The sequence below is a fragment of the Streptomyces sp. NRRL B-24085 genome, assembly GCF_001282115.1.
Taxonomy (GTDB): domain Bacteria; phylum Actinomycetota; class Actinomycetes; order Streptomycetales; family Streptomycetaceae; genus Streptomyces.
In genome coordinates this window covers 1-2780 of record NZ_LJBR01000215.1, presented here as the reverse complement: position 1 = coordinate 2780, position 2780 = coordinate 1, and the positions used below count along the sequence as shown (strand labels likewise).

Sequence of the window (2780 nt, the reverse complement as noted above, 5' to 3'; positions counted from 1 at the left end):
CCCTCCTCGTCCCGCGCCACGTGGTCCCCCCGCGGGCCCGCCGCCACCACCGCGGCCGCGGTGACGGCCAGGCCGAGGGCCACGGCACCCCTCCGGTGCCGTACGAAGCGCCGTAGCCGGTGCTGTCCGCCGCGCACCCGCACCGGTGCGAAGTACGGGGGAGCGTCCGTGCCGGGCGGACCCGGAACGAGGGGAGAGGAGGACGGAGCGAAGGGAGACGAGGACGGAACAGTGGAAGAGAAGGACGGAGCGAAAGGAGAGGAGGACGGACTGAAGGGAGAGGAGGACGGAGCGAAGGACATGAGGACCACCACCAGCGACGGGACATCGGCTTGCGCTGCCACGATGAGGCTTCGCGCCGGATCCCGCCGAGGCCGGTGGACCACCGCCCGGTTGTGGAGAACTCCGTCACCCGAACGAGAACTTCCGCCCCCGTCAGGGCAGTTCGAACCCCGGGTTCATCCCGCCCAGCGCGTTCGCGCACAGGCAGTCCCGCTCCCCGTTGGCGGGCAGCGCCGCCACCGCGTCGAACAGCACGCCCCGCAGCCGGTCCACGTTCGCCGCGAACACCCGCAGCACCTCGTCGTGCGAGACGCCCTCACCGGTCTCGGCGCCCGCGTCGAGGTCGGTGACCAGGGTCAACGAGGTGTAGCAGAGCTCCAGTTCACGGGCGAGGGACGCCTCGGGGTGGCCGGTCATGCCCACCACCGACCAGCCCTGCGCCTGGTGCCACAGCGACTCGGCGCGGGTCGAGAACCGGGGCCCCTCGACCACGACCAGCGTGCCGCCGTCCACGGCCTCCCAGTCCCGCCCGCGGGCCGCCTTCAGCGCGGCCGCCCGCCCGACGGGGCAGTAGGGGTCGGCCAGCGACACGTGCACCACGTTCGGCACGGCGCCGTCCGGCAGCGGCAGCCCGTCGAAGTACGTCCCCGCCCGGGACTTCGTGCGGTCGACCAGCTGGTCCGGCACGAGCAGCGTGCCCGGGCCGTACTCGGGCCGCAGCCCGCCGACCGCACAGGGCCCGAGGACCTGCCGTGCGCCCACCGACCTGAGCGCCCACAGATTGGCGCGGTAGTTGATCCGGTGGGGCGGCAGATGGTGGCCGCGCCCGTGCCGGGGCAGGAACGCCACCCGCCGGCCGGCGACCTCGCCGAGGAAGAGGGAGTCGCTGGGCGGACCGTAGGGGGTGTCCACCTGGACCTCGGTCACGTCCTCGAGGAACGAGTAGAAGCCCGAGCCGCCGATTACGCCGATCTCTGCGTTCGCCATGACCAGCACAGTATCCGGCCCCGGAAACCCGCGGCCGCCGGGCTCGGGAAACGCCGAAGACCCTGCCGTCCTGTGACGGCAGGGTCCCGGAAGTGAGACCTATGCGGCGGAGCTGCTGCTGGACGAGGTGCCCGAGCTCGACGACTTCGCGTCCGAGGAGGACGACTTCGACTCGGACGACGACGAGGTGGACGTCGACGGCTTCGACGACGCCGGCGAGCTGCTCGACGAGGAGCCGCGGCTGTCGTTGCGGTAGAAACCGGAGCCCTTGAAGACGATGCCGACCGCGGAGAACACCTTCTTGAGGCGGCCCTGGCAGTTGGGGCACACGGTCAGAGCGTCGTCGGTGAACTTCTGCACCGCCTCGAGGCCCTCGCCGCACTCGGTGCACTGGTACTGGTAGGTGGGCACTGTCTTCCTCCTGGCACTCTCACTCAATGAGTGCTAACGAAGGTCCATAGTGACGTATTCCCGGGGATCAGTCCACTGCCACCGGCACTCGGTGACCCATGCCACGTGCGACCGTCCGGCCGCCGGGCCGTGCCGCGAGGCGTGAACGCAGGGCTACCAGGGTCGCCAGGGCCAGCAGGGTGCCGCCCATCGGCACCAGGAACCCGGCGCCGCTCCAGAAGCGGTCCTCCAGTTGTCCGGCGATCGTGACGGCGGCCGCCTGGCCGAGCGCCACCGCTCCGGTCAGCCAGGTGAAGGCCTCGGTGCGGGCGCCGGCCGGGACCAGGTTCTCGACCAGGGTGTAGCCGGTGATCAGCGCGGGCGCGATGCACATGCCGACCAGGAGGCCGAGGCCGGCCAGGACGAGTACCGAGTGCGCGGCCCACAGGCCGGAGGCCGTCAGCGCGAGAGCTCCGTAGCCGACGAGGAGGCGCCGCTGCGGGGCCACCTTCCACGCGATGGCTCCGCAGACCAGGCCGGAGAGCATGTTGCCCGCGGCGAAGACGCCGTACAGGACGCCGTTCAGGCCGGGCTCGCCGATCGACTCGCTGAACGCGGCCAGCGAGACCTGCATGCCGCCGAAGACGGAACCGATGCCGAGGAAGGTCACGATCAGGACCCGCACCCCGGGGACCCGCAGCGCCGAGGTGTGCGCCACGCGTGCGTGCCCGGCGGTCGCGGTGACGGTGGGCTGGGTGCTCTTCTGCGCGGCGAACAGCAGGCCGCCCAGCAGCGTCAGTGACGCCTCGGTCAGCAGGCCGGCCGCGGGGTGGACGGCGGTGCACAGGGCGGTGGCCAGCAGCGGGCCGAAGACGAAGGTCAGCTCGTCCGTGACGGACTCGAAGGCGGCCGCCGTGGTCATCAGGGGGGAGTCCTGGAGCTTGACGCCCCAGCGGGCGCGCACCATGGGTCCGATCTGCGGCACCGAGGCACCGGTGGGCACGGCCGCGGCGAACAGGGCCCACAGGGGCGCGTGCGCGAGGGCGAGTCCCGTCAGGGACAGGCCCGCCAGGGTGTGCACCAGGACGCCGGGGATCAGTACGGCGCGCTGCCCGTGGCGG

3 protein-coding genes and 1 pseudogene are annotated in these 2780 nt (G+C 72.2%); all 4 read right to left on the bottom strand.

The features are described from left to right. Positions 1-302: pseudogene (locus tag AOJ26_RS44520) on the bottom strand (hypothetical protein); the annotation flags it as partial. A gap of 133 nt (positions 303-435) precedes the next feature. Beyond that, positions 436-1269: an S-methyl-5'-thioadenosine phosphorylase gene (locus AOJ26_RS23175; RefSeq protein WP_053850270.1), complete on the bottom strand. Its 834-nt coding sequence runs from the start codon at positions 1267-1269 to the stop codon at positions 436-438. A 99-nt stretch (positions 1270-1368) separates the two neighbouring features. Then, on the bottom strand, positions 1369-1680 hold the full coding sequence (locus AOJ26_RS23170) for an FmdB family zinc ribbon protein (protein ID WP_053850269.1): 312 nt from the start codon (positions 1678-1680) through the stop codon (positions 1369-1371). Positions 1681-1747: 67 nt separating this feature from the next. After that, the coding region (locus AOJ26_RS23165) for an MFS transporter (protein WP_053850268.1) at positions 1748-2780 on the bottom strand (1033 nt) is incomplete at its 5' end.